The 23,498-nt window shown below is 70.7% G+C and carries 22 protein-coding genes; 11 read left to right on the top strand and 11 right to left on the bottom strand.

The genetic code is table 11. The features are described from left to right. Positions 1-90: 90 nt before the first annotated feature. From ACZ7OI_RS09040 to ACZ7OI_RS09030, 3 genes are all read right to left on the bottom strand, one after another. The gene (locus tag ACZ7OI_RS09040; protein WP_470263633.1) at positions 91-1,704 is read right to left on the bottom strand and encodes a M4 family metallopeptidase; all 1,614 of its coding nucleotides are present in this window, start codon (positions 1,702-1,704) and stop codon (positions 91-93) included. A 310-nt stretch (positions 1,705-2,014) separates the two neighbouring features. Then, the gene (locus ACZ7OI_RS09035; protein WP_470263632.1) at positions 2,015-2,695 is read right to left on the bottom strand and encodes a DUF6193 family natural product biosynthesis protein; all 681 of its coding nucleotides are present in this window, start codon (positions 2,693-2,695) and stop codon (positions 2,015-2,017) included. A gap of 62 nt (positions 2,696-2,757) precedes the next feature. Beyond that, positions 2,758-3,738 (bottom strand): GlxA family transcriptional regulator, encoded by a 981-nt coding sequence (locus ACZ7OI_RS09030; RefSeq protein ID WP_470263631.1) that lies wholly within the window; start codon positions 3,736-3,738, stop codon positions 2,758-2,760. A gap of 109 nt (positions 3,739-3,847) precedes the next feature. Between ACZ7OI_RS09030 and ACZ7OI_RS09025 the strand changes: the two genes are divergently transcribed. Continuing rightward, on the top strand, positions 3,848-5,152 hold the full coding sequence (locus ACZ7OI_RS09025) for an alcohol dehydrogenase catalytic domain-containing protein (protein ID WP_470263630.1): 1,305 nt from the start codon (positions 3,848-3,850) through the stop codon (positions 5,150-5,152). 25 nt (positions 5,153-5,177) lie between these two features. After that, positions 5,178-5,606 carry a GlcG/HbpS family heme-binding protein gene (locus ACZ7OI_RS09020; protein ID WP_470263629.1) on the top strand — a complete coding sequence of 143 codons (429 nt, stop codon included), beginning with the start codon at positions 5,178-5,180 and terminating at the stop codon, positions 5,604-5,606. Between the two features lie 513 nt (positions 5,607-6,119). On the opposite strand, the gene ACZ7OI_RS09015 is transcribed toward ACZ7OI_RS09020, so the two are convergent. Both ACZ7OI_RS09015 and ACZ7OI_RS09010 read right to left on the bottom strand, forming a co-directional pair. Next, positions 6,120-6,764, bottom strand: coding sequence for a carbonic anhydrase (locus ACZ7OI_RS09015; RefSeq protein WP_470263628.1), 645 nt, complete (start codon positions 6,762-6,764; stop codon positions 6,120-6,122). 82 nt (positions 6,765-6,846) lie between these two features. Beyond that, a complete protein-coding gene (locus ACZ7OI_RS09010) occupies positions 6,847-7,011 on the bottom strand; it encodes a hypothetical protein (RefSeq protein WP_470263627.1) in 165 nt (54 codons plus the stop codon). 269 nt (positions 7,012-7,280) lie between these two features. Here ACZ7OI_RS09010 and ACZ7OI_RS09005 point away from each other — a divergent pair, with 269 nt between their 5' ends. Continuing rightward, positions 7,281-7,478 (top strand): hypothetical protein, encoded by a 198-nt coding sequence (locus ACZ7OI_RS09005; protein WP_470263626.1) that lies wholly within the window; start codon positions 7,281-7,283, stop codon positions 7,476-7,478. Positions 7,479-7,673: 195 nt separating this feature from the next. Here the strand turns inward: ACZ7OI_RS09005 and ACZ7OI_RS09000 are convergent, their stop codons facing one another. Continuing rightward, entirely contained in the window at positions 7,674-8,162 is a 489-nt protein-coding gene (locus ACZ7OI_RS09000; RefSeq protein ID WP_470263625.1) for a hypothetical protein, read from the bottom strand. Between the two features lie 61 nt (positions 8,163-8,223). Between ACZ7OI_RS09000 and ACZ7OI_RS08995 the strand changes: the two genes are divergently transcribed. From ACZ7OI_RS08995 to ACZ7OI_RS08985, 3 genes are all read left to right on the top strand, one after another. Beyond that, positions 8,224-8,871, top strand: coding sequence for a hypothetical protein (locus ACZ7OI_RS08995; protein WP_470263624.1), 648 nt, complete (start codon positions 8,224-8,226; stop codon positions 8,869-8,871). A 217-nt stretch (positions 8,872-9,088) separates the two neighbouring features. After that, a complete protein-coding gene (locus ACZ7OI_RS08990) occupies positions 9,089-9,514 on the top strand; it encodes a hypothetical protein (RefSeq protein WP_470263623.1) in 426 nt (141 codons plus the stop codon). A gap of 270 nt (positions 9,515-9,784) precedes the next feature. Then, complete coding sequence (locus ACZ7OI_RS08985) at positions 9,785-10,267, top strand: hypothetical protein (protein ID WP_470263622.1); 483 nt, start codon at positions 9,785-9,787, stop codon at positions 10,265-10,267. A 3-nt stretch (positions 10,268-10,270) separates the two neighbouring features. On the opposite strand, the gene ACZ7OI_RS08980 is transcribed toward ACZ7OI_RS08985, so the two are convergent. Further along, positions 10,271-10,672 (bottom strand): nuclear transport factor 2 family protein, encoded by a 402-nt coding sequence (locus ACZ7OI_RS08980; RefSeq protein ID WP_470263621.1) that lies wholly within the window; start codon positions 10,670-10,672, stop codon positions 10,271-10,273. 38 nt (positions 10,673-10,710) lie between these two features. On the opposite strand from ACZ7OI_RS08980, the gene ACZ7OI_RS08975 reads away from it, so the two are divergent. Then, positions 10,711-11,601: a helix-turn-helix domain-containing protein gene (locus ACZ7OI_RS08975; RefSeq protein ID WP_470263620.1), complete on the top strand. Its 891-nt coding sequence runs from the start codon at positions 10,711-10,713 to the stop codon at positions 11,599-11,601. A gap of 11 nt (positions 11,602-11,612) precedes the next feature. Here ACZ7OI_RS08975 and ACZ7OI_RS08970 read toward each other — a convergent pair whose 3' ends face one another. Continuing rightward, positions 11,613-12,812 carry an epoxide hydrolase family protein gene (locus ACZ7OI_RS08970; protein WP_470263619.1) on the bottom strand — a complete coding sequence of 400 codons (1,200 nt, stop codon included), beginning with the start codon at positions 12,810-12,812 and terminating at the stop codon, positions 11,613-11,615. 322 nt (positions 12,813-13,134) lie between these two features. Here ACZ7OI_RS08970 and ACZ7OI_RS08965 point away from each other — a divergent pair, with 322 nt between their 5' ends. Further along, positions 13,135-14,790 carry a hypothetical protein gene (locus ACZ7OI_RS08965; protein WP_470263618.1) on the top strand — a complete coding sequence of 552 codons (1,656 nt, stop codon included), beginning with the start codon at positions 13,135-13,137 and terminating at the stop codon, positions 14,788-14,790. A gap of 232 nt (positions 14,791-15,022) precedes the next feature. Here the strand turns inward: ACZ7OI_RS08965 and ACZ7OI_RS08960 are convergent, their stop codons facing one another. Further along, the gene (locus ACZ7OI_RS08960; RefSeq protein WP_470263617.1) at positions 15,023-15,646 is read right to left on the bottom strand and encodes a transglycosylase SLT domain-containing protein; all 624 of its coding nucleotides are present in this window, start codon (positions 15,644-15,646) and stop codon (positions 15,023-15,025) included. A 130-nt stretch (positions 15,647-15,776) separates the two neighbouring features. On the opposite strand from ACZ7OI_RS08960, the gene ACZ7OI_RS08955 reads away from it, so the two are divergent. Further along, positions 15,777-16,751, top strand: a complete 975-nt coding sequence (locus ACZ7OI_RS08955; protein WP_470263616.1) for an alpha/beta hydrolase family protein — start codon at positions 15,777-15,779, stop codon at positions 16,749-16,751. 282 nt (positions 16,752-17,033) lie between these two features. Further along, the gene (locus ACZ7OI_RS08950) at positions 17,034-20,831 is read left to right on the top strand and encodes an nSTAND1 domain-containing NTPase (RefSeq protein WP_470263615.1); all 3,798 of its coding nucleotides are present in this window, start codon (positions 17,034-17,036) and stop codon (positions 20,829-20,831) included. 60 nt (positions 20,832-20,891) lie between these two features. Here the strand turns inward: ACZ7OI_RS08950 and ACZ7OI_RS08945 are convergent, their stop codons facing one another. After that, complete coding sequence (locus tag ACZ7OI_RS08945) at positions 20,892-21,359, bottom strand: hypothetical protein (RefSeq protein WP_470263614.1); 468 nt, start codon at positions 21,357-21,359, stop codon at positions 20,892-20,894. 248 nt (positions 21,360-21,607) lie between these two features. Continuing rightward, positions 21,608-22,540, bottom strand: coding sequence for a LysR family transcriptional regulator (locus ACZ7OI_RS08940; RefSeq protein ID WP_470263613.1), 933 nt, complete (start codon positions 22,538-22,540; stop codon positions 21,608-21,610). 99 nt (positions 22,541-22,639) lie between these two features. Between ACZ7OI_RS08940 and ACZ7OI_RS08935 the strand changes: the two genes are divergently transcribed. Beyond that, complete coding sequence (locus ACZ7OI_RS08935; protein ID WP_470263612.1) at positions 22,640-23,494, top strand: SDR family oxidoreductase; 855 nt, start codon at positions 22,640-22,642, stop codon at positions 23,492-23,494. The last annotated feature ends 4 nt before the right edge of the window (positions 23,495-23,498 follow it).

Genomic DNA, 23,498 nt, shown 5'->3' with positions numbered 1-23,498 from the left:
TTGGGGGAGCGGGGATTCGGACTGCCCGGCAGCTCTGATGCGCGGCCGGGTCCCGCCGGTCGGCGAGAAGCGGGACCCGGCCGCGTCAGGTCAGCGCGCGGGCCGCGCGGTGCAGGTCGGCTCGCCGGAGACAGCGGGCACGGAGACGGCGTTCCAGGCGGCCTTGGCGGCGTTGAACTCGGTGCAGCTGCCCGGGTAGAGCGCGATCGCGGCCTCCAGCGTCGCCTTGCGGGCGGCCCGGTGGTTCCACGACGAGGTCTTCTTCAGCAGGCCGTTGTAGAAGATCTTGGCGGCCTTCTGGATGCCGACCCCGGTGACGCTGCTGTTGTTGCACGTCGGGCTGGACGGCTTGCCGCCGCCCGGGTTCGAGCCCTCGGCGAGCAGGTAGAACCAGTGGTTCTGCGGACCGGCCGCGGCGTGCACCTCGGTGCTGGGGATCGACGACGAGTAGCAGTTCGGGTCGCCGACCTTCGACGGGTTGTACATGTAGCGGATCGGGCCCTGGCCGACGAGGTTGACGCCCTCGCCGACCTCGTAGTCCGGCCGGTCCTTCGCGTTGTTCGCGTACGCCTCGGTCATCGCCCCGAAGATGTCGCCGGTCGACTCGTTCAGGCCGCCGTTCTCGTTGCCGGAACCCGCGCCGCCCGGGGTGGTCTGGAAGATGCCGTGCCCGAACTCGTGGCCGACGACGTCCATCGAGGTGGCCTGGCGCCGGTTGTCCTGCGAGTGCCCGAAGTGCGTCGAAGACCCGTCCCAGTAGGCGTTGACGTCGTTCAGGCCGACGGACGCCGGGTAGCCGCGGCCGGTGCCGTTGATTCCGTTGCGGCCCAGCCAGTCCTTCAGCATCTTCCACTCGGTCTGGACGCTGAAGAGGGCGTCGACGCACCCGGTTTCGAGGTTCGTGCCCGAGCCGTTGCCCCAGCTGTTGTCCGGTCCGCTGTAGACGGATCCGCCCTCGCGGCCGCAGCTGAGGCCCGGACGGCCGGGGTCGCGCAGGGAGTAGGTGGAGCCGGACTGCGTCGTGTCGAGGGAGACGGTGCCGACGTAGTAGCTGTTTCCGGTGCCTGCGGCGTTCACCGCGTTCGGCTGGGTCTGGGACTTGGCTCCGGAGCCGAAGGTCTTGATGTCGTCCCGCTTGTCGAGCACCGCGCCGGTGGCGGCGTCGACGAACACGTGCAGCCTGCTCGGTGCGGTGGCAGTGCGCCCGGAGACGACTACCTCGTAGGCCAGCTTCGGATTCGTCCCGGCCAGCACCACCTTCTCCGGAGCGCTCACACTGTCCACAGTGGGCAGTTGAGTGCGCGCGGCGGAAACGGCCTTCGCGGCGTCGAGAACAGCTTGCGTCCCCACGGCGATGGGCGCGGTTTCCGCGGCGCTGGTGCCGCGGACGTTCCCGGCGCCGTCCGCGACGACGACCGCGTCCCCGCCCACGACCCGCAGGCCCTGGTAGGTGCGCTCGTAGGCGCCGTAGAAGAGTCCGGCGTCGCCCGCGGTCAGGCCGACGCGCCGGAATGCCTCCGCCGGACCGCGGCTGAGCGCGGCGATCCCGGAGGCGACCGCCTGGTCAGCGGCGCGAGCGGCGGCCGCATCCGGGGACAGGGTCTGGGCTTCCGAGGCCGCGCCGGCCGGAGCCGTCGGCAGTACGAGCGTCATTGCGAGCCCGGCGGCAGCCGCCAGGCCCGTCGTGAATCCGCGATGGGGCATCGAGGTCTTCCTTCCATGAAGGCAGGACGATGGGTGCGGGGAGAGGGAACGTGCCCGGCCGCTTACGGTGGGTATGCGACCGAACACAGTCGAGTAAAGGATCAGCGCATCGGAGCGTCAATGCTCCAAACGGACCAACGGAATGTTCCGGATTCGCCGGTCAATTGGGATATGCCTTGCCGGTGCTGGGATTCTCGGCGCGTGAGGCGCCGAGCCGACTTTCGTAGGGAATGTCCGCAGTGCCGTACGAATGTCGGAAAGGTTCGAGCGGGAATGGCCGGCCGGTTCGCGAGCGCGGCGCCTCCGAGAGCTATTCCTGGGCGATCGCGTCGAGGACGGCCAGGGCGAGTTCGACACTGCCCGCCGCGTCGGCTGTTCCGGCTTCCTTCCGTCCCGGGCCGTACACCCGGTAGCGGTCATCGCCCAGCGGCTCGATCCAGAGGCCCACCGAGGCGGTGTAGCGGATCGTGGGCCGGAAGCCGAGGTTGTCGTGGGAGGTGAACGGACACAGCGCGCGGAGCCGCGGTTGCCGGGCGGCGTGTGCGAGGAACGAATGCAGTGCCGTCAGGCGAGATGCCTGCGAGGGGGCGGCGAGGTACTGCTGCCAGGTGAACTCGATGCCCTCGCCGCGTTCGCATGCCTCGGACCAGGGGCTGAACTCCGCGAAGGGGCACGTGGCATTGAGCCGGCGGACCGGAACGCCGCTCAGCCAGACCTGGACCGACTCGCCGACGGAGGCCAGCCGCACGGTCTTCCCGTGCGCCAGCCGAAGCCCGGAGGCCCAGAACTGCAGGGTGAACACGCGTTCTTCGATGCCCATGCCGACGTCGACGCTGCGGTCTTCCTTGCGCACTGCTGCGGCGACGTCGCGCCACCCGGGCGACGACAAGAGCTGCGCCTCGAGGTCGTGGCCCGCCCGGTCGAATTCGCGCTGCAGAGCGATCTGCAACGACGAGGCTTCGGCGATGTCCGGGTAGAGACTCCAGTCCACCGAATCCCCCCAGGGGCCGCTGATTTCCCGACGTTTCAGCCTACCGGTCGACGGACCGGATTTCACTGTGCTGCCAACAGCTCCGGCACGTGGTGGGCACGACGATAAGCGAGAGGCGACATGCCCAGATTGGTGTAGAAGTGCTTGCGCAAGGCGACCGGATCGCCGAAACCGCAGGCGGTCGCGATCCGCGCGACGGGAAGGTCGGTCGACTCCAGCAGCAGCCGGGCGTGCGCGAGCCGTTGCTGCGCCAGCCATTTCAGCGGGCTGCTGCCGACCTCGCCGCGGAACCGCCGGGTGAAGGTGCGCGCGCTCATGTGCGCGTGCTGGGCCATTTCGTCGAGGGTGATCGGTTCGGCGAGCCGGTCCAGCGCCCATTGCCGGGTCGCCGAGGTGGAACGGCCGGTGTCCTGCGGAACCGGGTGCTCGATGAACTGCGCCTGCCCGCCTTCCCGCCATGGCGCGACGACGCAGCGCCGCGCGGCGGCTGAAGCCACTGCGGTTCCGTGGTCCCGGCGGACCAGGTGCAGGCAGAGGTCGATGCCTGCCGCTCCGCCCGCGGAGGTCAGGATGCGTCCGTTGTCGACGAACAACACGTTCGGATCGACCTCGACGTCGGGGAAAAGCCGCGCGAGGGCGTCGCACAGCGCCCAGTGCGTGGTGGCCCGCCGGCCGTCGAGGAGTCCGGCTGCCGCGAGCAGGAACGCCGACGTGCACAGGCTGACGATGCGGGCCCGCGGCCCGATCCGGTCCAGGGCCGCGGCGACTGCCGCGGGGAGTTCGCCCGTCTTGAGCAGGTGCTCGCTGGGCTCCTGCGTGGCGAGCACGACGGTGTCCGCGGTCTCCAGCGCCGACTCGTCGTGCTCGACGACGAGCCGGTAGTCCTCGTGCGTGCGCACCGGTTCTCCGCCGAGGGAACAGGTGGTGACGGAGTACAGGCGGGTGCCGTCCGGTTCGCAGGCTTCGTTGAACACCCGCGCGGGGATGCCCAGATCGAGCGGCAGGACTCCGTCGAGGGCGAGCACGACTACGCGATGCGGCATGGCTGGAATAGTACGATAGGTGTCTTCCCGGCCACTCACTCCTCTTCGCGAGCGCGCGCCATTCTGGTCCTGCGCCGCAGTCCGGGCGCAGGACCGGAGTAGGACGGGAATGAGCGAGAACACCATGAGCGAACACATGCGGGCAGTCGTGATCCGGGAATTCGGCGGGCCGGAGGCGCTGACCGTCGAGCAGGTCGAGCGGCCGGGGCCGTTGCCGACCGAGGTGCTGGTGCGCGTGCACGCCGCCGGGATCAACCCGGTGGACTGGAAGACCCGCGAGGGCAAGGGAATGGCGGGGATGCAGACGTTCCCGCTGATCCTGGGCTGGGACGTGTCCGGCGTCGTCGAGGAAGTCGGCTTCGGCGTCACCACGCTCGCGCCGGGCGACGAGGTCTACGCCATGCCGTGGTTCCCGCGCGCCGCGGGCGGTTACGCCGAGTACGTCACGGCGCCGGCCCGCCAGTGGGCCCGCAAACCGGCCAGCATTGACCACGTGCACGCGGCCGCCGTGCCGCTGGCGGCGCTGACCGCCTGGCAGGCGTTGGTCGACACCGCCGGCGTACAGGCTGGCCAACGCGTCCTCGTCACGGCCGCCGCCGGCGGCGTGGGCCACTTCGCGGTCCAGTTCGCGCGGCACCTCGGCGCCTACGTGATCGCCACCGCCAGCGACGCCCGGCATCCGTGGCTGAAGGAACTCGGCGCCGACGAGACCATCGACTACACCGCCACGCGTTTCGAGGAAGCCGTCGCCGACGTGGACGTCGTCATCGATCTGGTCGGCGACGCGCAGGACCGGACCAGCACCCGTTCGCTCCAGGTCCTGCGTCCTGGCGGCCTGCTGGTCGCCGTCCCGTCCGGTGTTTCGCCAGAACTGGCCCAGGCGGCCAAAGCGGCCGAGGTGCGCGTCACGCCGTTCTTGGTCGAGCCGGACGGTGCCGCGCTGGCCGCGATCGCGGGCCTGATCGACGCCGGCGAGGTCGTCGTCGAGGTGGAGGAACCTTCCCGCTCGAGCAGGCCGCCGCAGCCCACGCTCGCGGTGAGGCTGGCCGCACTCGCGGCAAGCTCGTCCTCGAAGTGGCGGAGTGATCCGGCTGTGTATTACGAAATCCGCCACTACCAGGCCCGGCCCGGGCGTCGCGCGGAGTGGGTGCGCTACATGGAAGACGTGGTCATCCCGTTCCAGGCCGCGCTGGGCATGGACGTGACTGCGTCCTTTGTGGACGCCGAACACGAGGACGGCTACGTCTGGATGCGCCGTTTCGAGGACGAGGCGCAGAGCGAGGCGCTTTACGAGGCCGTCTACCAGCATGCCCGCTGGAAGAACGAGATCGGCCCGGCGGTCCGGGAGCTGCTGATCGCGGAGAAGAGCGTCGTCACCTGCGTGGCCCCGACTTCAGCGTCGCCGCTGCGGTGAAACGCTTGCCGGACAAGGAAGTGCGATGAATACCTTCGCGAAATCAGTGCCCGCGCCGTCGGTCATCCAGGCCGCAGCCGCCGCGCTCATCGCCGCGGTGCGGGCCGCCGCTGCCTGGATCGGCTTCGCGATCACCGACCCGGGCGGGCATCTGAAGGCCTTCGAACGGGCCGACGACGCGCCGTTCCTCACCGCCGAGGTCGCGTTCGAGAAGGCTTGGACCGCGGCGTCCTTCCGCATCCCGACCCATACGTGGAACGAGTACGTCGCCGACCCGAAGGTCGCGCTGCTGGTCGGTCACCCGCGGATGACGGCGATGGGCGGCGGTTGTCCGATCGTGGAGAACGGCCAGTGCGTCGGCGGGCTGGGCGTTTCCGGCGGCAGCGACGAGCAGGACCGGGAGGCTGCCGAGGAGGCGCTGGCCGAGGTCGGATTCGAGATGTCCGGTCGCTGACTGGCCCACCGGGTGCTGGCTGGTGGCTGAGCGGGGGCCAGCACCCGCGGCTCTGTCGAGAAGCGTGCGCCAGGAAGGTCGCTGTCCAGCCGGTGCGGGCGGCAGGCAGATCGTTGCTGCGGCTGGGCGATCTCGGCAACGGGGCCGGGACGGTCGGCGATCTCGGCTGCGACCTTCCTGGGCTCGCGGCGGTATGCGCTTTTCTCGAGCGCTTCCGCCGCCGCCCGAATCCCGGCCGCCGAGCCCGCCGTGATCGACGTCCCGGACGAGGCCGCGCGGGCGGCGTCGATCGGCCGGTCGGCACCTTGCGGCCAGAGCATCAGGGGAGTCCGTGCGCGCCAGTTTATGGCGTCGGAGACGATCTCATCCCGGTCCAGGAGCGAAATCGTTGCGGTGCCGCCTTGTACGCGCACGGACGCTGCCCGAAAAGCCGCCCTCTCGATCTGTCCACATGAGACCCGCGAGCGGGCTTCGCCGCCCCGCAGGGCATCGCGAGGCGGCGAAGCCGGTCGCTCAGGCCAGGGAGTTGGCGGCGGGCGCGTCGATGCCGTGCGCGGCCACGACTTCGGCGCTGCCGTCGGCCAGGCGGTAGCGCAGGCCGACGACGGCGGCCCGCCCGTCCGCGACCCGGTCGGCGAGCACGCGGGAGCGGTCCAGCAACAGGTCGACGGTGTGCTTGACGTGCTCGGCGAGGATTTCGTGCGGCTCGACCCGGCCCGCCGCCCGTGCGGCGAGCACGCTGGGGGTCACCTTCTCGACGACGTCGCGGACGTAGCCGACCGGCGCGAGCCCGTCCTCCAGCGCTGCCCTGGCCGCGCCGACGGCACCGCAGGAGTCGTGGCCGAGTACGACGACGAGCGGGCAGTTCAGCAGGTCGACGCCGTATTCGATGCTGCCGAGGACCTCCGAGCCGATCACCTGGCCCGCGGTGCGCACGACGAACAGGTCGCCGAGACCGCGGTCGAAAATGATCTCGGCGGCGAGGCGGGAGTCGGAACAGCCGAACAGGACCGCGAACGGGGACTGGTTCGGTGCGATCGCGGCGCGCCGGGCAGCGTCCTGGTTGGGGTGTTCCGGGGCGCTCGTGACGAAGCGCTGGTTGCCGGCCATGAGCAGGTCGAACGCTTCCTGCGGAGTCGGCGGTGTCGTGTCGGCCATGGCACCAGCCTAAGCCGGGAAGGGCTGGCCGGGGTGTTGCGATCGTCTCGCCGCCGAGAGGTTTCGGCCCGGGCCGCGGCGGTCAGCGTCCGCGCCCCAGCGCCTCCCGTTTGGCGAAACCGACCGCGGCGGTCGCCACGAACAGGACCGCGCCGACCACGATCAGCCAGAACAGGCCCTTGATCACCACTCCGAGCACGATGCATGCCAGCCAGATCACCAACAGCAGACCGAGCAGCGCGAGCATGGGGTCCTCCTGACCGTCGCCGGGAACGTGCGGTTCACCCGACGGGTACCCCGCCGCGCCCAGACCATGCGGGCCTTGGTCGGTGCGCGGGCTGACGACGGCGGGTCAGCGCGCCCTTGCCGTCGATGAGCTCGGCTTGCACGGCATCTGGACAGCGACGCGCAGCCAGCGCTAAGACGGAACGGGACGAGCAAAGACCCCTGAGGTCGGCGGCGGGCGAGCAGATCGCCGGGAGGCCGCTTCGCGTCGCTGTCCGTCATCTCCTGCCGGTGCGGCCTGCGTTGGCGGCCTGCGGCTCAACCCCGTCGGTGCCCGCGCCGATCAAGGCTGACCCGAAGTACCTGCCGAGCTGGATGCGGGACGCGGCCGACCACCCGGCCGACACCGTGGCGCAGGACTCCGCCGCAGTCGCGCTGACCCGCCGGGCGAGCTGCAGGAACTGCCCGACTTCCCGCGACGCCCGGTAGTGCAACGCCCGCCTCGCCGATCCGGACGGCGAGGCGGTTCAGCGCTCCGCAGCGCCCGGTGAGCCAGTCCGAGGGCGCGCGGATCAACGCGGCCATCCGCCGGGACCGCGTCTGATCCGGACGGGCGCACGGCCGGGCCGGTCGGGGTCCCTGCCTGCGCGAGCGGATGTCCGTCGACAGGGCAAGATCCGCCCGTCAGCCGTCAGCGACCAGGTCCGACCAGCTTCCCGCCTCCAGTTGCGCCAGCAAGTCCTCGGCCATCTTCCGGACGTCGTCGCTTTCCGAGCGGTCGTCGGCCACGGCGCGCACCATCCCCGCCGCGCTGCGGATCTGGTGTTCCACCGCCTCGGTCAGGTCGACCGGCTGCCCGTCGTCGCCGTGGTAGCTGGCATATCCGGGCTCCGGGGCGAAACAGCCCCACCAGTCCAGCAACGTGTTCAGTACCGCGGCGCGCGGCTTGCCCGGCAGGTCTCGGACGACCCTCAGCAGAACGCGCACCGCCGGGACCGCGGCCGGGTACAGGGTCCCGGCGTGGTCGTTGCCCACCGCGGCGACCAAGCGGCGGACCGCCGAGGCGGCCTCCTCCGCGGACGCCGACCTGGCCAGATCTCTCGCGGCACCAGCGGCTTCGGCCGGCCGATACCACGTCGGTCCAGGCAGTGCGTGCCAATCCCGGGCGTCCATCGCGCCACCGTACTCACGACGCCGCAGTCGGTTCGGCCGGCTGGTCCGCTATCTTCCGCCAGTGGACATCGAGGTAGTGGAGGGTGCGCTGGTCGAGGTGCCGACCAGCGCGGTCACCGGCATGGACCGGCGGGCGTTCGGCGAGTTCGTCGGGCCCCGGGGAGAGCTGGCTTCGTACGCGCTCGGCTGGACCACCGGGGCGGAACCGCACGTCGCCCGCATTTCGGTCGGGATCGGGGCGGGCAATCCGGGCGGCGGAACCTTCCACGCCGTCATCTTCGACGACGGGGACGGGCACGCGTTCTCCCTGGTCGACGAGCCCTTCGAGCGCGTCCCGGAGGGCGGCCCGCACCTGACCGCGGAGAAGGCGCGCGTCCACGGGGACCTGCCGTTCGTCTGGGCGGTCGCCGACCTGGTCATGGAGCGCGACCGGCGCGCCTGGTGGCTGTTGCATTGGCTGCTGCGGACGGCCTGCGTCCAGAGCGCCGAGGTCTTCGAACGCCGCGAGCCGATTCTGCGGGTCCGCCACGGCGGTGACGGCGTCTGGCAACTCCTCGGCGCCTCGGACCTCGACCGCGGCACCGCCAAGACCGGGCACCTGCATCACGCCGTCGACGAGGACCCAAGCCTGCTCGGCATCCTCGACCTGCCGCCCGGCGGCAGCGCGACCCGAACGGGTGCCGGAAGCCCGTGGGACGGCCGCGGCTAGCACCGCGCCCGGTGCGGGCGGGTCACGACCCGGTGAACAGGGCTGGCGTGATCGACTTTTCCGGCGAATAGTTGATCAGCGGGCAAGCAGCCCCGGACAGCGAAGGTCTTGAAGGCAGTGAAGGCCTTGAGTCCCTTGAGGAAGTGACGTCCGGCGGTGGGCGTTCCCGCCCGTCGCGAGGTGGAATCGGGACACGGCGCAGGGGAGGAGCGGAGCGATGGACGACGTCGAGCTGACGCATCGCGAATGCGTCCGGCTGCTCCGGTCGCCCGAACGCGGCCGCCGCGGCATCGTCGCGATCGACGGCCTCCAGCCGGTCCCGCGCGTGTGCCTCCTTCTCGACGCGGGCGACGTCCTGATCCCGACCGGGCCGGACAGCGGGCTCGTGCGCGTGGCGGCGATGCGTCCGGTCTCGCTGGAATTCACCGACCTGGACAAGGACGGGCAGCCGCGCTGGACGGTCCGCGGAATCGGCCTCGCGCGGCCGATGACCGGGCTCGACGTTCCGCGTCCGATGCCGCACAGCACCGTCCTCGCGGCGATGCCGGACGCCTTCCGCAACGGGGTCCGGGTCGCGGTGGCCCGTTATCGCGGCAACCGGCCCGCTGACGGAGTCGTGATCCCCGCCCCGCGCGAGGGCTGAGCAGGAGCGGCGCACCGAAGCGCGCGATGCTGCTTGCCCGGCGTTCTTCGGTAACCATTTGGCGACACCGTTATATGGCCCCTCCAGGCAGGTTGCGACCGGATAAGATGCTTTTGCCTGAAATCAGTTGTTCACGCGTTTCGACGCGAGCGGCTGGGTGATCAGGAGGGGACCGCAAGGCAAGCTTGCGCTGCGAACCGGCAGCCGGGTTGCCGAGCGGGAGGCGTCATTCAGCCGGAAGGGAACATGAGAACAACTACTGTCAGGACCTTGACGTTCGTCGCGATCTGGATCCTCGTCGCCGGGGCCGTGCTGCAGGGCATGGGATTCGTCATGCGCATCACCACGCCGTTGGACGCCGGGTTCAATTTCGGTGCCGCTGCTGCCTTCACTTTCGGGATGGGCTTCACCGTGCTGGGTTTGGTGGCCGGCGTGATGGCGGCGGTGGCTCGGCTGCGAGTCCCGAAGGATGAGCGGAGCCCCGCGGCCCCTCGGCTGGTTTGGGAAAAACGCCTCATGCGCCTGACCGCGGCCGCGGTGGTGCTGATCACTGTCGGAGCCGTCGTGGAAGTCGCGGGGGTCGTCAGTTACATGCACGAAACGGCGTACTCCGATTTGAGCGACACTCATGCGATCTTCGGGACAGGCCTCGGCCTTTCCGCGGTGGGCTTGCTCGCCGGGATTCCGTACGTGGCGTTCTGGCTGTCCTGGCGGAGGACCGTGGCCCGTCTCAATCTCTCAGGCCGCGCGTAGCGGTCAGGCAGGCCGCATCGTCCGCATGGTGCGCTCGGCTTCCCAGAAGGCGCGCACGGCGGCGATCTTCCCCGCCTCGTCCACCCGGTAGACGAAAACGCCCTCGGCCTCGAGCACCTGGCCCTCGTGCAGGCTGCGGACGTGGCCGGTGAAGGCGACTTCGTTCCCGCAGGCGAAGGAATCGTCGAACAGGAACTCGATCGATTCGTTCGGCGCGATGGCCAGGTCCCAGAACGCCGAGATGGCGTCGCGGCCCCGGTGCCCGTTGCCTTCCGGGTCGAAATGCGAGGGGCCGACCGGGTCTTCGACCAGGGCGTCCGCGGCGAAAAGAGCCAGCCAGGCAGCCTTGTCCCGCCTCCGGACGGCGGCGTGCAAGGCCTGGGCTGCGGTGCGTGCGGCGGTCATGGAACCTCCTGGTGTCGAGCGTCGCTAGCCTGTGAATCATGGTGTTCGACTCCACGCGGCTGGATCTCCAGCCGTACGCCGGTTTCGAAATGGGCCGTTACGTGCGGCGGACGTACTGCAGCTGGGAGGATTCCGGCTGGGAGTCGCTGCTCGTGCAGCGGTTCGAGCACGTCGCCGCGGCCGAGGAAATGGAACTCCCGGCCGCGGCGGATCTGCACCTGGTACTGCCGGCCGGGGGATCCGCGGTGATGGAGACGCGCAGAGGCGGCCGGTGGGATCGCACGCCCTGGACGCCGGGACGGGTCGAGCTGATGCTTCCGGACCAGTCCGCCGTGCGCCGCTATCGGGCGGACAGGGTGCTGAACAGCGTGCAGGTCCACCTTCCGCGTGCCACCGTCGACGCGGCGGCGGCGCAGCTCGGCGGCGCCGCGGTGGACTTCGCTGCGATGGCCGCGTCGGTGGCAGCCGGGGATCCGCTGGTCGAGGAGCTCGTCCGAACCCTCGGCGGCGCGGCCGAGGCCGACGATCTGTACGCCGAGTCCGCGGCGGCGTTCCTGACGATGCAGCTGCTCACCCGCCATGCCGGCCTGTCCGCCGGGGCGCGGCCGAAGCGGGAGAACCCGCGGGTCCGGGCGGTGGTCGCGGCGATGCGCGAGCGGCTCGCCGAGCCGATCACCCTCGCCGATCTCGCCGGAGAAGTGCACCTGAGCGTCTACCACCTGGTGCGGGTCTTCAAAGAGGCGACCGGGGCGACGCCGTACCGGTATCTGACCCGGCTGCGGATCGACGAGGCGAAACGGCTGTTGCGCGACACCGATCTGACGATCTCCCAGATCGCCGGGCGATGCGGTTTCGCCGGTCCGGCCGTGCTGTCGACGGCTTTCCTGCGGCACACGGGGATGCGGCCTTCGGCGTACCGCGATTCCTGACCGGGACGGCATCAGGAAACGGCCCGGAGCTTTCGCGTGTGCCGGAACGCTTCCCTGATCTCGGACACCAGCAGATCCGGCTGTTCCAGGCCGGGGAAGTGGCCGCCGCGGTCGAGTTCGTGCCAGGAGCGCAGATCGAGGTACCGGCGCTCCGCCCAGTGCCGGACGGTCGGCCAGGGATCGGCCGGGAAGAGCGAGCAGGCGGTCGGCACGGTCACCGGTTGCGCGTTCTCCGCTTCGGCGCTTCGGGGCACCCAGCGCATCGCTTCCCAGTACCAGCGGGAAGAAGACGCTCCGGTGCCGGTCAGCCAGTACAGCGCGATGTTGTCGACCTGCTGCGAAATGCTTACGCCGCCGCCGGTTTCGGGCCGGTTGTCCGAGTAGGCGGCGAATTTCTCGCCCAGCCACGCGGCGAGCCCGGCGGGGGAGTCGACCAGCGAGTAACCCAAGGTCTGCGGGCGCGTGCTCATTTGCATCCCGAAGCCGTAGCCGTCGGTCAGGTGCAGCGTGCGCCGGTCGAGGACGCGTTGTTCGGCGGGGCTGGGCGCGAGCAGGTCGTCGGGCATCGGCGAGGCCACCGGCATCGTGAGGTGCAGGCCCGCGACGCGCTCGGGAACGATCCTCGCGAGTTCGGTGCTCACGAACGCGCCCCAGTCCCCGCCGTGCGCGCCGAACCGCGGATAGCCGAGCACCGTCATCAACTGCGCCCACGCTCGTGCGGTGCGGCCGGGATTCCAGCCTTGTTCCCGGGGCCGCTCGCTGAAGCCGAACCCGGGCAGCGCCGGGATCACCAGGTGGAAGGCGTCGTGCGCGGAACCGCCGTGCGCGACCGGATCGCTCAGCGGCCCGACGACGTTCTCGAACTCGAGGATCGAACCGGGCCAGCCGTGCGTCAGCACCAGGGGAACCGCGTCCGGCTCGGGGGAGCGCACGTGCCAGAACGCGATGCTCAGGCCGTCGAGAACCGCCCGGTAAAGGGGGATGGCGTTCCACTGCTCCTGCCGCGCGTGCCAGTCGTGTTCCCGCCAGGCGGTCAGCAGAGTCGCCAAATGCGCCAGCTGGATTCCCTGGGCCGCGTCGGGCACGGTCTCGTGTTCGGGAAGCCGGACTCGGTCCAGCCTGGCCCGCAGATCGGCCAGATCCTCGTCGGCGACGCGGAGGGCGAAGGGCTCGGGGCGGGGCAACGGGTCGTTCGCGGAAATATCAGCCACGGTATGAACCGTAGGGCCGGGCGGGCCCCGGCTCCATGTCCGAGATTGCGGTGTGCGAGTCAATAATTGCTCTGTGTCGATGCGTCCTCCTCGTCGGCGTCGGCAGCACACCGGGAGCGCTCGCAGGTCTCAATTATCCCGCTGCCGGAGCGGTGGAAAATAGTGCAATAATTTATCTGGTTGATAAGTTTCTCTTCTGGAAATGGCTGGCGGGCGAATGTAACGCCTGACGTTTCCGTCTCGATTACGAGGCATCGCGGGGCGGCCGGATCTCTGCCGTCTCGAAATGATCAGTCGAGCCAATCCCGGGGATGGGAAACGCATGTCGGCAGAAAATGATGTCCGTCTCGGAGATTCCGATTTTTCCGCGTCCGAAGCGCGCCGGCGCGTGCGGTGGCCGCTGCTGACGGTGACCGGCGTTGTCCTGCTGGGCCTGTACTCCTGGTGGCTCGGCCCGGTCGCGCTCGTGGCGCCGTGGGACAATTTCATCCTGCTGGACGGCGGCTACCGGATCGCGCAGGGGCAGGTTCCGGGAACTGATTTCTCGAACGCCATCGGCCCGCTGGTCTATGTGCTCGCTTCGCTCGGCATGCAGATGCAAGCGGTGCCGTCGCTTGCGGCGGTCACGTACGGCTGTTTGCTGTTTCTCCCGGTCGCGGCGGGGCTCGCCGGATACGTTTCCCATCGGCGGTTGCCCGGCGGGTATGCGACAGGATTCACCGTATTCATGGCCCTGCTGGTCATTTCCGTCCGGCCGCCGGGCTACTCGCCGGGCACGACGACCTACGCGATGCTCTACAACAAATTCGGCTGGCTGCTCTACTCCGCGCTCCTGCTCGCCGTGCTGCTCCGGCCGCGCACACGGCGGCCGCTGGCCGACGGCGCCGTTCTCGGCCTGTTGCTCGGACTGCTCGCCTACGACAAGGCGAACTTCTTCCTGATGGGCGTGGTCGCGGTAGTGCTCGGGCTTTTCCTGCGAACCCTCGCCGCGCGGGAGATCCTTGGCACGGTCGCCGGTTTCGGCTTGATCGCGACGGTGTTTTGGCTGGGTTTCGGGATCAGCCCGATCGGCTACGCGGGCGACGTCGCGACGGCGTTCGCCGCGCAGGGCAGCGGAAAACGGCTGAGCCTGCTGCTGCACGCCGTGGCGTACAACGCTCCGGTCGGCGCGCTCGCCTTGCTCGTCGTGGCCGGTCTCTTCTTCCTCGCCCGACGGCGTGGAGAACCGGCGCGGCCGTGGCGTCTTCTCTTGATCACCTTGTTCGTGCTCGGTTCGAGCGTCGTGATCTCCGCCGCGGACAGTCCGGAAAAGTCCGACCTCGCCGCACTTGTCGTCATCCCACTGGTGCTCGTGGCGGTCTTGAAACCGGAACTGCCGCGCTGGACCGGAGGAGACGGCAGCCGCCGGATTCCGGTGCCGTTGCTCGCCGGGCTCGTGCTGCTGCTCATCGTGACGACGGCTCCGATCGCCGGGAAGGACGCGCTGGCGCTCGGCATCAGCGCGGCACGCCGAGATGTCGTCGCCGTTCCTCCGCCGTCGCAGCGGATCGCCAGCCCGCACCTCGGGGACTTCGCCGTACCGGCGGACGCGACGTGGCAGACCGCGTACCGCAACGCCTCCGAGGTCCCGGCGATGCTCGACGACGGTCTCGCGTTGCTGCGCCGCCACCTCCGGCCCGGCGATCGCGTGGCGAGCATGTCCTTGGCCAACCCCTTCGCGTTCGCGCTCGACCTGGCGCCGGTGACCGGCGGCCCGCTCTGGTGGGATCTCGAGATCAGCTTCGACGAACGCACTCACCCGCCGGCGGACCAGGTCTTCCGGGACGCGCAGTGGGTCATCGTGCCCAAGCTGCGGGCCGGACAGGGCTGTTGCCAGGACACCGTCGAGGCGATGACCCGGATTTACGGCGGGTACCTGGCGCAGCACTTCCGCGTGGCCGAGTCCACAGCGGACTGGACGCTTCTGACCCGCGACTGATGTTCGGCGATGAGCTCGCTCCCACGGGCACGCGCGAACCGTACGCCGGAGTGTCCACTGAGGACGCCGGTGCTTCCGGATTCCGGGCGACGACCGTCTGGGCGGCGCGCCTCTCGGTCAGGCACTGGCGACGCTGGACGCCGCGGCGTGCCGGCAACGGGTGCCAGTCGGTCAAGATCGCCGGGCGCCGGGTGAGTGCCCGGCCCGCCGAGCCGGAGAGACGGGAACCCGTTCAGGACTCGCCGAGCGCCTGCCCCGCCTTGCCCCAGTTCCCGCGCAGAGTGTCCAAATAGGACTGTGCTTGCGGGCCGGGTTTGGTCCCGCGCGCGAAGGTCTTCATCGCGCCCGGCCCGGCGTTGTAGCCGAGCGCGAGGAGCTCGTCGGAGGTGATCGGGCCGGACCGGTGCGAGGGCAGCTGCGCGGCAAGGTCGTGCAGGTACCAGGCTTCGGCCTGGATCGCCAGGTCGGGATCGTCCGGCAGCTGGTCCCAGGCGCGCCCGGCGAACGCCCTGTCCTTTTTCGTGGCGTTGAAGGTCGCTTCGTGCATGTTCGCGACCCCGAACGCGGCTCCCGGTTTCATCCGTTGCCAGGCGCGCTCGAGACCCGGGTCGTGCGGTTTGTACGACTCGTTGAACAGGATCGCCATGACCAGCCGCGGCGACACTCCGGCCTCCTGCGCGCGCTTCCGGGCCGTCGCCGCGAACCGCGCCGTGTCCTGGTTTCCGCCGAGCGCGGGGGAGGAAACCTGCGTCGTCGGGGCCGCCGGTGCGGATTCCGGCTGGCTGGTGGCACCGGTGCAGGCGGCGAGGCACAGTCCCGGCACTGCCACCGCCAGCCGTCTCAGCCAAATCCGCATCGTGTCCGCCTTTCCGCCGCCTCGATGCTTCCACCTTGGCAGAAGTCGCCGTCCGGCGGCCGGGTTTCCGAAGCGACGGCACCGGCCGACGCTCATGAGTCCTTGACACTTCTTCGGCACCCTGTGCGGCATGACCTTCCTTCGCATGGCCCTCGCCGTACTGGCGCTGGCCTTGGTGACCGTCGCGGCGCCGCAGGCGTCAGCCGCGCAGGGTGTCGGCGTCGTCGAGTACAACCTCGGCGACCAGGCTTTTCACGACCCCACCGTGTCCGTGCCGATGGAGCTGGCCGCCGTCGTGCACTATCCGCGCGACCTCGGCGGCCGCCCGCATCCGCTGATCGTCCAGGAGCACGGCAGCTGGTGGAGCTGCCTGGACCCGGTCGCGAAAACCCCGGGCGGCGACTGGCCCTGCCCGCCGGGACAGCGGACGCTGCCGAGCTACCGCGGCTACGACTACCTCGGCGAGAAGCTGGCCGAACGCGGCTTCGTCGTCGTGTCGATCAGCGCCAACGCCATCAACGCGCACGTCCTCGGCGACGAGGGCTACTACGCCCGCGCGCACCTGGTCAACAAGCACTTGCAGCTGTGGCGCGACCTGGCTCGCGGCGAAGGACCCCTGGAGAGCGCTCTCGGGCGGTTCCGCGGACATGTCGACCTTTCCCGCGTCGGAACGATGGGCCATTCCCGCGGCGGCAAGGGCGTGATGTGGCAGGCCTCCGACAAACACGCGCCCGAGTGGCCCGCCGGCGTCCGGATCCGCGCGGTCGTCCCGCTCGCACCCGTCTACTTCAACTCCACTGAGGACGACAACAGCGATGTCCTGGTCACCCGGGTGCCGTTCAAGGTAATCGTCAGCAGCTGCGACGGCGCTGTCGGCACGGTAGGACTGCAATACGTCAAGGATGTTGTCGGAAAGAACCCTGACGCCAGCTCGGTGACGCTCACCGGCGCGAACCACAACTTCTACAACACTGAATGGTCGCCCGGCAAAATCGGCGGGGAGGACGACGCGCCCGCGAGCTGCGTCGGCAAGCTGACACCGGCTCGGCAGCGCGGCGACGCCGTCCGCGAGATCGTGTCGTTCTTCTCCAGCCGCTTGCGGTGAGGAATGGCTGAAGCGCCGGGATTTCCGCTTTCGTTCCCCGACATCGCCGATCCGGCAGTGAAGCGTGCTTTCTGCTGCGGAAAAGAGTGAGGAGACTTCGCTCGGCCGAATATTCGACAAATCAACCGGCCTTGGCACCCGACAACCGCGAATCTCCCCGGGCCGACGGCATCCGGCCGTCCGCCGGAGATCTTGGTAAGGCAACAGTGTTGTCTGCCGCCGGAAAGCTGGACGGTGAACAACGCGGCTGCCGACAATGGCATCGGTCGAGGGAGCGTGACGGTGCCGCGTAGTGAACGCCCGCTGGACGCGGAGGACAGCGCGCTGGGGAGGTTCGCCGCCGGGCTGCGCCGGTTGCGGGACAAAGCGGGCGCCCCCACCTACCGCGAGCTCGCCGGGCGGGTGAACTACTCGGTGGCCGCGTTGTCGACAGCCGCGAGCGGGCGCAGGGTGCCCAGTCTCGTGGTGACGCTGGCTTACGTGCGCGGCTGCGGCGGCGACGTCGAGGAGTGGCGCGAGCGCTGGCACGCCCTTGTCGCCGAGATCGCCGCCGAGCGGTCCGCCGGGCCGGAGAAGGAGCACGAGCCGGAAGAGCGGGCGCCGTACCTGGGGCTCGCCGCGTTCCAGGCGGCTGAGGCCGACCGGTTTTTCGGCCGGGACCGGGTGGTCGAGGAGCTGGCGGACCTGGCGGAGCGCCGCCGGTTCACCGGGGTGTTCGGCGCCTCGGGCTCGGGCAAGTCCTCGGTGCTGCGGGCGGGGCTCGCGGCGCGGGCCGGGCGCGGCGGCAGCCCGGTGGTCGTGCTGACCCCCGGCGCGCATCCGGCCGAGGAGTTCGCGGTCGCGCTCGCCGGGCCGACCGGGAGGTCCGCGCCCGCGCTGCGGGCCGAACTCGCCGCCGACCCGGCACACGCGCATCTGCTGATCCGGCAGGCGATGGCGGACCGGCCGTCCGATGCGGACTTGCTGCTCGTCGTGGACCAGTTCGAGGAAGTCTTCACGCTCTGCCGGGCCGAGGACGAGCGGGAATGGCTGATCGACGCGCTCGTCACCGCGGCGAGCGGGCCGTCGAGCAGGGCCCGTGTCGTGATCGGCGTCAGGGCGGATTTCTACGGGCACTGCGCGCGTTATCCCGCGCTGGTGGACGCGCTGCGCGGCGCGCAGGTGCTCATCGGGCCGATGACCCCGGAGGACCTGCGGGAAACGATCACCCGGCCCGCCGCGGCGGCGGGATGCATGGTGGAGGCGGCGCTGGTGTCGCGGCTGGTCGCGGACGCGGTCGGCAGGCCCTCGGTGCTGCCGCTGGTTTCGCACGCGCTGCTGGAGACCTGGCGGCGGCGAAGCGGCGCGACGCTGACCGTGGCCGGATACGAGGCAGCAGGCGGGATCGAACACGCGGTCGCCCGCACCGCCGAGACCGTCTACACCGCACTGACCGAGCAGCAGCGGGAGATCGCGCGACGGCTGTTCCTGCGGTTGACGGCGCTGGGCGAGGGGACCGAGGACACCAAACGCCGGGTCGACCGCAGCGAAGCGGATACCGGGGAGGACGACACTGCGGTCCTCGAAGTGCTGGCCGCGGCTCGGCTGCTCACCATCGACCGCGACACCGTCGAGATCACCCACGAAGCGCTGATCCGGAACTGGCCCCGGCTGAGCGGCTGGCTCGCCGAGGACCGCGAGGGGCTGCGCGTGCACCGGGAACTGACCGAGGCGACCAAGGCGTGGGAGGCGGTCGACCGAGACCCTGGTGCCCTCCACCGCGGCACCCGGCTCACTCTCGCCGACGACTGGGCCCGCGACCACGACGGCGCGCTGAATCCGGCGGAGCGGGAATTCCTCGCCGCCAGCCTGGCCGCGTGGACCCGGGAACAGGCCGCGGCGCGCCGCCGGACCCGCAGGCTGCAGCAGTTAGCCGGGCTTCTCGCGGTGCTGTTGCTGCTCGCCGCCGGGGCCGTCGTGGTCGCGGTGCGAGCGGAGAACACCGCGACCGAACGGCGCGACACCGCGCTCGCCCGCAAGGCGGTCGCGGACGCCGCCGCGATCCGCGCGACCAACCCGGCGCTTTCGGTGCAGCTGAGCCTCGCCGCGTACCGGCTGGCACCGATGCCGGAGACTCGCGACGGCCTGCTCAGTACGTTCGCGACGCCGTACGCCGCGAGGATCACCGCGCATGCCGACCGGGTCTACTCGGTGAGCTACAGCGAGGACGGGCGGCTGCTCGCCACCGCGAGCGCCGATCGCACGGTGCGGCTGTGGGATGTCGCCGACCCCTTCCAGCCGAGGCAGCTGGGCACGATCGGCGACAGTGCCGGTGCGGCACGGTTCCGGCCGGGCGGCCGGGTGCTCGCCACCGCGGGCGCTGACCGCGCGGTGCGGTTGTGGGATCTAGCCGACCCGGCTCGCCCGCGACAGCTGACTGTCCTCACCGGACACACCGCGGGCGTCACCGCTGTCTCGTTCAGCCGGGACGGCCGCCTGCTCGCCACCGGCGGCGAAACGGTGCGGCTGTGGGATATCACCGACCTTCGCGCGCCGAGAGAAGCCGGTGCCGTCCCGGCCTCGGCGGGTACGGTTCGCTCCGCCGAACTCAGCGCGGACGGTTCGCTGCTCGCCGTCACCGGCCCGGGCAACGGCACCGCGCTGTGGAACGTGCGCAATCCGGCCCAGCCCAGGAAAGTGTCTACTGTGGACGGCCGGAGCAGGTCCGCGTTCAGTCCGGACGGACGGCTGCTGGCCACCGCCGACGACCGGGACTATTCGCCGAACCTGTGGGATGTCAGCGATCCGGAACGGCCGCGGCGGGTGTCGGTCCTCGCCGGACACACCGCCGCCGTCAACGCGCTCCGGTTCTCTCCGGACGGGAAGCTGCTCGCCACCGCCGGCGACGACAACACCGTCGTGCTCTGGGACGTCGCGGATCCGGCCCGGACGCCGCGGATCGCCGCGCTGGCCGGCCACACCAACACCGTCTACGCGCTGGCGTTCAGTCCGGACGGCGGAACTCTCGCATCCGGCGCCGGCGACCGGACGGTCCGGCTGACGGACCTGGCCGCCCTCCCGCTCGCCGACCACGCGGACACCGTCAGCTCGGCGGCGTTTTCCGCGGACGGCCGCATGATCGCCACCGCGAGCATGGACCACGCGGTCCGCCTCTTCGGCACGGCCGATCCGCTGCGGCCCCGTCCGCTGGCGACGATCCGGCAGCCGGACGCGATGTTCACCGCGGAGTTCAGCCGCGACGGGCGGTTGCTGATCACCGCGAGCCGCGATCGGACCGCGCGGCTGTGGGACCTCTCCGATCCCGCCCGCCCTCGGCAACTGAGTGTCCTCAATGGACACACGGCCGCGGTGAGCCGGGCCGTGCTGAGCCCGGACGGGCGGCTGGCCGCCACCGCGAGCTGGGACGGCACCGCGCGGTTGTGGGACCTCGCCGACCGGTCCCGGCCCCGGCCGCTGGGCGTCGCCGCCGGCCATTCCGGCGGCGCGGATTCGGTCGCCTTCAGCCCGGACGGGCGGCTGCTCGCCACCGGGGCCGAGGACGGCGTGCTCCGGCTGTGGGACGTCGCCGATCCCGGGCGTCCCCGGCTCGCGGCGGCCGGAACGGGCCACACCGACGCGATCAGCCGCCTGGCCTTCAGCCCCGACGGCAGGCATCTCGCCACCGGAAGCAACGACCACACCGTCCGGTTGTGGGAGGTCGGCGACCCCAAGAGCCCCCGGACGACCGCGATCGTCGGCGGACATTCCGACGCGGTTTACGGAGTGGCCTTCAGCCCGGACGGCCGCCGGCTCGTCACTGGCGGCCAGGACCGCACGGTCCGGCTGTGGGAGATCAGCGATCCGGGCAAGCCGGTCGACCAGGGGGTGCTGAGCGGGCACGGCGACGGGGTGGCCGGGGCGGCGTTCAGCCCGGACGGGCGGTTCGTGCTGACCGCGTCGAGCGATCACACCGCGCGGCAGTGGGAGACCGGCCTGGAGCGGGTCGCGGCACGGGTCTGCGCGCTCGCCCGCCCGCGGATCAGCCGCGTCGAATGGGACGCCTTTTTTCCTGAACTGGACTACCAGCCGCCCTGCCCGTGAACGGCGGGGTGCCGCGTTGTCCTCCCCGCCCCGAGAGGGAGGACAACGCGGCGCGAGCCGTCAGGGAATCGGGAACGACTGCTGGCGGCCGTCTTGGGTGAGCCGGAGGTTCTCCGACTGCACGTTCTTCTTCCGGCCGTTGTCGAACTGCAGCTCGACATACATGGTGAATTCCCAGGTGTCGTGGCCCTTGGGGTCCATCCGGACGACGACCTGCCCGCTGGCGAAGTCGTCGCGCGAGGCGGGGTCTATGACTTCCAGTTCGAACGGGCCGTTGTCGCTGTTGTCCGGGAATCGCCCGAAATCGTTGTCGACGCGGGCGGCGATGGTCCCGTCCCGCTCCTTGACGAAGACGGAGACGTGCGAATCGCCGTCCTTGTCGTTGTCCGTGGTGTGGAACTTCACGAACGCGCGGGCCAGTCGGTCGTTGGACTGCACGTGCGCTGTCGTGGCGGCGGCCGCCGGCGCCAGCAGCAGCATTCCCGCCGCGGCGACAGCGAGCGCCCTGGTGACGATTTTCCGAAACATGATTCCCCTTTCCGGACCCGTTGCCGCGGCCGTCGCGTCGACGACCTCGGGTCCGTCCGGGGTCCGTTGTAGGGCGGCCCCGTTGTTCACCGCCGGAAGACGCCGACGCGAACAACCGGTTGTGAACAACGCACTGGGCGGTTCGCGCATTACGTCCCGAGTCGCGAGGCGTTCGTCGAGACTGGGGAACGGCCGGACGGGCGTGATGCGCGGGGCCTCGTCCAGCCGGTACCTCGGCGCAGTTCCCGTCAGCCGTGTTCCGGCTCCGGATTCCGGCGGCGGTGCCGGATTTCCTCGCCCGCGTGACGCAGAGCGGCGACCACGGCGGCGGTTTCGGCGCCGGGTTCGGGCGGGGTGACGGCCACCGTCGACCGGCCGAGCCAGTTCGGGTCGTCGACGTCGACGGTGGTCACTCCGGCCGGGATGGACAGCGCGGCGACCTCGGGCACCAGGCATACGCCCAGCCCCGCGGCGACCAGGCCGAGCCGTGCGGGCCAGCCGCGCGCGGCGTGGCCGACGACCGGGTCGGCGAGGGTGGGCCAGGCCCCGAATTGAGGATCGCCGCCGGCGCCCGACCCGGCGATCCAGGTTTCGCCGGCGAGTTCCGCCACGGGAACGACGCCGGTGTTCGCGAGCCGGTGGTCGGCGGGCACGGCGACGCACAAGCCGCCGGCGGACACGATCTCCTGTCCTAGCCCGGACAGGTCGTAGTCCGGCAGCCCGGCGCCGACGCCGATGACGGCTACCGCCAAGCGTCGCGCCCGCAGTTGCCGCAGGAGGGTGGGCGTCGGTCCTTCGGCCAGCGCTACTTCCAGGCCGGGGTGTTCGGCCCGCAGCCGGGCCATCGCCAGGGGGACCAGTACCGCGGTCGCGGCGGGGAAGGCGCCCAGTTTGATCCGGCCGGACAACCGGTCGTCCAGAGCGGCCAGATCCTGCTGCAACGCCTCGACCCCGGCCAGGATCCGGGCCGCGTGTTCCACCACGACGGCGCCCGCCGGGGTGACTCGCACGCCGCGGCCCTCGCGGAGGAACAGCGGGGATCCGGTCGCGGTCTCCATCGCGGCGACCTGGCGCGAGATCGCGGGCTGCGAATAGCCGAGCAGCCTCGCCGCCGCGGTGAACGATCCGGTCAGCGCGATTTCCCGGACGGCCCGCAGTCCGGGCACGGTCACCTCACCCATACGCCAATCGTATGGCTGCCATCCGGAACTGTCACCACCTGCATGGATTTTTGTTGGCATGCTTGAGGTTGTCGATTCACGAAGGCCAATGATGAGGAGATGACGATCATGCCGAAAAGCTGGTTCGTGACCGGAGCTTCCCGCGGAATGGGCCGGGAACTCGTCGAGCAGGCGCTGGCGCGCGGGGACCGCGTCGCGGCGACGTTGCGTCGTCCCGGGCAACTGGACGACCTCGCGGCGCGCTACGGCGACCGCCTCTGGGTGCGGGCGTTGGACGTGACCGACACCGCGCGGATGCGCGCCGTGGTCGACGAAGCGTTCGCCGCGCACGGGCGCATCGACGTCGTCGTGTCGAACGCGGGCTACGGCGTGTTCGCCGCCGCGGAGGACCTCGCCGACGCGCAAATCGATCAGATGATCGCGACCAATCTGACCGGCTCGATCCAGCTCGCCCGTGCGGTGGTGCCGCACCTGCGAGCGCAGGGCGGCGGGCTGGTGATGCAGATGTCGAGCATGGGCGGGCAGCTCGCTTTTCCCGCGTTCTCGCTCTACCACGTGACCAAATGGGGCATCGAGGGCTTCTTCGACGCGCTGGCCGCGGAGGTGGAGCCGTTCGGCATCCGCACCACCCTGATCGAGCCGGGCATGGTCCGCACCGGTTTCTTCGACGCGGCGACCCGGGTGCCGGTCAGCGCGCCGTACCGAGGCGGGCCTGCCGATCAAGAGCCGATCCCGGAGGAAGAGATGACCGACAGCGAGGAACGCACCGTCGCGGGCATCATCCGCGCCGCGGTGTCGCCGAATCCGCCGCGCCGCCTCGTGCTGGGTTCGGACGCCTGGCGGTTGATGACCGGAACGCTGCGGGAGCGGCTGGCGGAAGTCGAGGCCCAGCGGGAGAACGCCGCTACCGCCGACGCCGAGGACGTGCGCGCCGGGTCCGGAAGCCGAGGCTAGCCAG

The organism is Amycolatopsis sp. NPDC114503 (assembly GCF_055633655.1).
This window is presented reverse-complemented; position numbering and strand designations above follow the sequence as displayed.

Excerpts from the sequence above, each read along its gene's own strand:
- ACZ7OI_RS09025 (WP_470263630.1), top strand. The coding sequence starts at position 3,848 with ATGAGCGAGAACACCATGAGCGAACACATGCGGGCAGTCGTGATCCGG.
- ACZ7OI_RS09030 (WP_470263631.1), bottom strand. The coding sequence starts at position 3,738 with ATGCCGCATCGCGTAGTCGTGCTCGCCCTCGACGGAGTCCTGCCGCTC.
- ACZ7OI_RS08980 (WP_470263621.1), bottom strand. The coding sequence starts at position 10,672 with ATGACCGCCGCACGCACCGCAGCCCAGGCCTTGCACGCCGCCGTCCGG.
- ACZ7OI_RS08975 (WP_470263620.1), top strand. The coding sequence starts at position 10,711 with ATGGTGTTCGACTCCACGCGGCTGGATCTCCAGCCGTACGCCGGTTTC.
- ACZ7OI_RS09010 (WP_470263627.1), bottom strand. The coding sequence starts at position 7,011 with ATGCTCGCGCTGCTCGGTCTGCTGTTGGTGATCTGGCTGGCATGCATC.
- ACZ7OI_RS08960 (WP_470263617.1), bottom strand. The coding sequence starts at position 15,646 with ATGCGGATTTGGCTGAGACGGCTGGCGGTGGCAGTGCCGGGACTGTGC.
- ACZ7OI_RS09000 (WP_470263625.1), bottom strand. The coding sequence starts at position 8,162 with ATGGACGCCCGGGATTGGCACGCACTGCCTGGACCGACGTGGTATCGG.
- ACZ7OI_RS08965 (WP_470263618.1), top strand. The coding sequence starts at position 13,135 with ATGTCGGCAGAAAATGATGTCCGTCTCGGAGATTCCGATTTTTCCGCG.
- ACZ7OI_RS08955 (WP_470263616.1), top strand. The coding sequence starts at position 15,777 with ATGACCTTCCTTCGCATGGCCCTCGCCGTACTGGCGCTGGCCTTGGTG.
- ACZ7OI_RS08935 (WP_470263612.1), top strand. The coding sequence starts at position 22,640 with ATGACGATCATGCCGAAAAGCTGGTTCGTGACCGGAGCTTCCCGCGGA.
- ACZ7OI_RS08940 (WP_470263613.1), bottom strand. The coding sequence starts at position 22,540 with ATGGGTGAGGTGACCGTGCCCGGACTGCGGGCCGTCCGGGAAATCGCG.
- ACZ7OI_RS09020 (WP_470263629.1), top strand. The coding sequence starts at position 5,178 with ATGAATACCTTCGCGAAATCAGTGCCCGCGCCGTCGGTCATCCAGGCC.
- ACZ7OI_RS08990 (WP_470263623.1), top strand. The coding sequence starts at position 9,089 with ATGGACGACGTCGAGCTGACGCATCGCGAATGCGTCCGGCTGCTCCGG.
- ACZ7OI_RS08945 (WP_470263614.1), bottom strand. The coding sequence starts at position 21,359 with ATGTTTCGGAAAATCGTCACCAGGGCGCTCGCTGTCGCCGCGGCGGGA.
- ACZ7OI_RS09015 (WP_470263628.1), bottom strand. The coding sequence starts at position 6,764 with ATGGCCGACACGACACCGCCGACTCCGCAGGAAGCGTTCGACCTGCTC.
- ACZ7OI_RS09040 (WP_470263633.1), bottom strand. The coding sequence starts at position 1,704 with ATGCCCCATCGCGGATTCACGACGGGCCTGGCGGCTGCCGCCGGGCTC.